The following is a 4,175-nucleotide window of genomic DNA, read 5'->3' as shown; positions in this document are numbered from 1 at the left end:
CGTCGTGTTCGCGGCCTACCTGTTGACACACCCGTATCCCGCGACGGGCGGCGGTCTATACCTGGCGATGGCCGACGCGATACGCGACAACGGCTATCGCCTTCCGGCGCGGGTTCCGCGGTACACGCCGAACGGGATTCCGTTCGGCTATCGCCGCTCGCGTTCTACGTCGCCGCGCTCGCCCGCGACGTCCTCGGCGTCGGCCCGCTGACCCTGACGCGCTTCCTGCCCGGCGTCGTCACCGTCCTGACCGTCGTTCCAACCTATCTCCTCGGACACGAGGTGTTCGCCGACGCACCCGACAGAAACCGACGAGCGGGGCTCGCGGCGCTCGTCGTCGCGGTTAGTCCCGCCGTGTTCAAGTGGCACCTCTCGGCGGGCGGCATCGTCCGCGCTCCGGCCTTCCTGTTCACGGTGACGGGGTTGTACGTCGGATTGCGGCTGTTTCGGACCCCGGAGAACCCCGTTCGCTGGGCGGTGGCGGGGACGGTCCTGTTCGGCCTGACGATACTCACCAGTTCGCCACCTCTCGTTCCCAAGAGTACACGGTAGCTCGGTGTCCTACGATATGAGATCGACCAGTTTACTCGTCGAAGCCAAGCTACCTAACACTCGTGTAGTAGCGAGAACTCAGGATGGATAAATTACTTGACAAAAGAGTCAAAAATGCAATCTAGATTAGGGCAACTACCCATCGTCTGCTAAATTACGGTGCAGCGATTATGCGATTGAGGATGACGAGACCGAGACAGCATTTGGCCGGCGGCGTGCGAACATCCACGAAACACTCGAGGTAGTCGACGACGTGCCTACGACAGAGAGGGTCACGGTCATCGAGAATTTCGACCATCTCCCGGTTCGACGGCTTTCGTGATCAGCGGACCACTGATGGCACGCTCTATGTGATGTGATATCCTCCTCGTTCACGGGCAAGGGTTGCTCCGTAGGGCGTCGAGCGATTCAACACTTCCCCAAAGGCCCGAGCGCGGCACGCGATATTCCAACACTCACAGTGCTTGCATAGCGGGTAGCCACGCAGCCACCCGCCAGAGACTGGCAGTTCCGGTTGGGTACCCCAGCCGAGAAAGTGACGAATATTTAACTAGAAACTGATAGAAGTCATATTTGTATCTTAACTAAATATTTCTTTTATATGAGAAAAGTATAATTATTGTCCCGGAAGGTAACCTAGAACATCAGGATTGAGAACAGATGAAAAACTATAGGCTTTCAGTTCTTCTGATCGCTATACTCCTTTGTCTTTCAGGGCTCATAGTCGCGCTCCCCGCAGAAGGCTCACACGGCGGAAACGCAAACGTGACCACGAACACGTCGGGCGCCACGGCTACAACCAAGATAGCGACAACTCCAAAGTCGACGGTAAGTCAATCGAAAGTCAACACAACAGTGACCACGACGACCGACGCAGTGTCGGACGTGTCCAGCACTGTCGATGATGCGAACGAGTCTGGCTGGTCACCGTCCACGATCGACCCCGAGGCGACGACCCCCAAGACGAACGGCACGCTCGACACGACGAGCGTCGGCGACACTTCCCGTGAAACTGATGTATCCAGCACAACCGACACAGTGGATCCGAGCAAGAATGTAGACGAGATCGAAGCCACCTCCGATGCCGCTAACGACAGACCGACATCGACTGGTAACTCATCCGAGAAAACGAAAACCAATTCCCTCCCGACCAACGCGGCACGCGGCAACGTCGGGGAAATCAGCAACACAGTCATCAAAAACGTGGGACCGACTGCCGATACCGCAAACGCGAATAGACAGTCGGGACTCGATATCGCAAGCGATGCGACCGCCGGCGTCATCAAAGAGAATCTGAATGCGTCGCCACATGTGACGAAAACAGATGAGAACGGAATTGGCACCGTCAAAAAGACGACCCCCATGGGTCGTCCGTTCAAACCGGTTGCAACCCCGTCATTGTCCGTGGTACAAAGCGAAACAGTTGAGATGAACACTGCTCCCAACACGACGCCGCAGTTGAGCGACACTGCATCCGGCGGTGAGGCGAACGCGGACAGATCAACGAGGACAGTAGAGGCGAACGATCCAGAGACACACCCGAGCGAATCTAGTCCGACGATTCCGGCCCACCCTACGAAAACCGCCGAACTCATCGGCGTGACTGTCACTGCCGGCGTCGTCCTCCATCGCCCGGAGATCGGAACGCTGGCCACCCACGCCAATACAGTGGGTGTCTTCTCTAAACCAAAGCTCGGAGACCGGGTCTGGTGGCCGTTTATGCCACTCAGATACAGTAAGTATGATGACTCTGATCCACTCGAACAAGAAGTACGCGCGGAGCTGCATGATCACATCGAGCGCGCGCCTGGAACATATCTCTCACAGTTGGACGACCGAATGGATGTTTCATTGTCGACCATCCGCCACCACCTCCGAATACTGGAAGACGAGAAGATAGTGACGAACGCGAAAATTCGGATTGCCTGTTTTGGTGGTGGCGACCGAACGGTAGGTCTCGGTGTCCTCGGGAATCTGGAAGCCGTTTTCGTCGTAGTCGATCGGGAGACGACGTTCGAAGAAACGTTGGCAGTCTGGCGTAGCGTAGATGCAGTACAGGTAGGGCTCTTCGTTGGTGGTATTGGTTCGGGTTTGGAAACCCACGCGGAGTTCGACGAGGTACGCACGGGTGATTGACTCGTCGGTAGTTGGTGCGGGTTGGTCGTGGTCCTGGGCGGCGGTATCGGGTGTGGGTTCGAGGCGCTTGACGGGGTGGAAGGTTTTTGCGCCGAATTGGGCCTCGATTGAGAGTGCACCGCCGTTAGGTTTCTCGTCGAAGGACGCCATTACAGGTGTCCTCCGAGAACGGGTGGTTGGTAGTCGATGCGTTTTTCTACGGCAGGGGTATTGCTAGTCATGCTTCTGTGACCAGAAGCGTGGGCGGCGTTGCAGCGCCGTCCGATTTCTGACCGGAATCCCACGCTTCTTGCTCATTAATTCAATATTCAGTCACTAATAGATTACTATTGTATGGTCTAATGTATTGTTCAAAAGACGGTCTGTTAGTAAAATGTTTACGATAGCAAAGACAAGCGTAAAGTAACGATTAGACCGATGTCAAAATTAGTGAGCCTCAAACTCGACGGTGTCGATGGAGAGATCTTGGACCAACTTCAAGAAGGACGAGCCAGCGATCAACCATGGGGACGAAACACGCCGAAAAATCTCGGTGACGAGCTTGAATACTCTCGACAGCATATCTCAACCCGTTTAGGAATGCTCGAAGCTGCTGGTTTAGTCAAAAATATTGGTGGTGGTGTCTACGAGTTTGTTGACGATCCTCGTGAATAAGATTAGCAATCTTTGCTCATGGTTGTGTTTACTTAATATCTTATTATAACAACTGTTCCCCAGTGTCTCGAACATATCTAGCAGACACAATCAAATAATGATCACAATATTATTGTGAGTATTGACATTTAGTTCGACACTTATTCTTTATCTTTAATTAATGAAACACCATTTATCGAATGTGAAACTCGATTCTTTTGCCGATTAAGCATTTGTATTAATATATAATCGGATATAAGGTATTCAAGATAATAATCTCTATATTTGTTTTTCGCTTTTCCAAGAGTGTAAGTGAGCATTGAAAGTAGACCGATTATTTCTGCAACAACTACTGCGAAGTTCAGATTATGTATACTAGATATTTTTGGATTATACGGCAGCAAAATTAACTCTAAGTCTAGAAAATAAAATATTTTTTCACCAATGACATAAGAAAAATATAATATGCCAAGGAGAAGGAAGGCTAACCAAGTACTCCGGTAGAAAGCAAAGAGTGCCTGGAAAGTTCTCGAACGTCCACGGGAATCAAAATGAATATGGCCTCGAACGCGAATATATATTCAGTACCTCACAAAGCATCCTCGGCCAACTGTTTCTGAAGCCTGAGTTCTGTGTCGGAGCGGTTGCTCTGACGGTCTCGACGAGAGAAGCATGGACGAATCGAAGGCGAGCCGTCGCTGTCGGCGGCGGTCTGCCGCCGACGCGACAGCGTCGCCACTCATACCGCAGGCTAGCCCGACCGAAAGTTACCGGGTAAACCGGTCGTCCGGTGGCCGGTTCGCGGGGACGGCCCGACGCGTCGCGAGGGCCGTCCACGCTGCCCGTCGGACCAT

At 53.0% G+C, this 4,175-nt stretch carries 2 protein-coding genes and 1 pseudogene; all 3 read left to right on the top strand.

Annotated elements, in window-relative coordinates; genetic code table 11:
- Positions 1-552, top strand: a pseudogene (locus BG842_RS15335) (hypothetical protein); the annotation flags it as partial.
- Between the two features lie 660 nt (positions 553-1,212).
- The gene (locus BG842_RS28930; RefSeq protein ID WP_139136135.1) at positions 1,213-2,688 is read left to right on the top strand and encodes a helix-turn-helix domain-containing protein; all 1,476 of its coding nucleotides are present in this window, start codon (positions 1,213-1,215) and stop codon (positions 2,686-2,688) included.
- Positions 2,689-3,117: 429 nt separating this feature from the next.
- Positions 3,118-3,342, top strand: a complete 225-nt coding sequence (locus BG842_RS28925; protein ID WP_254663213.1) for a MarR family transcriptional regulator — start codon at positions 3,118-3,120, stop codon at positions 3,340-3,342.
- Positions 3,343-4,175 lie beyond the last annotated feature (833 nt).

It is taken from the genome of Haladaptatus sp. W1, assembly GCF_001723155.1.
In the GTDB taxonomy this organism is placed as follows: Archaea; Halobacteriota; Halobacteria; order Halobacteriales; family Haladaptataceae; genus Haladaptatus; species Haladaptatus paucihalophilus.
The sequence above is the reverse complement of the archived record's forward strand: the minus strand, read 5'-3'. Positions and strand labels throughout refer to the sequence as shown.

Bases quoted from the DNA above. Each gene is read 5' to 3' on its own strand.
- BG842_RS28930 (WP_139136135.1), top strand. From the start codon at position 1,213: ATGAAAAACTATAGGCTTTCAGTTCTTCTGATCGCTATACTCCTTTGT.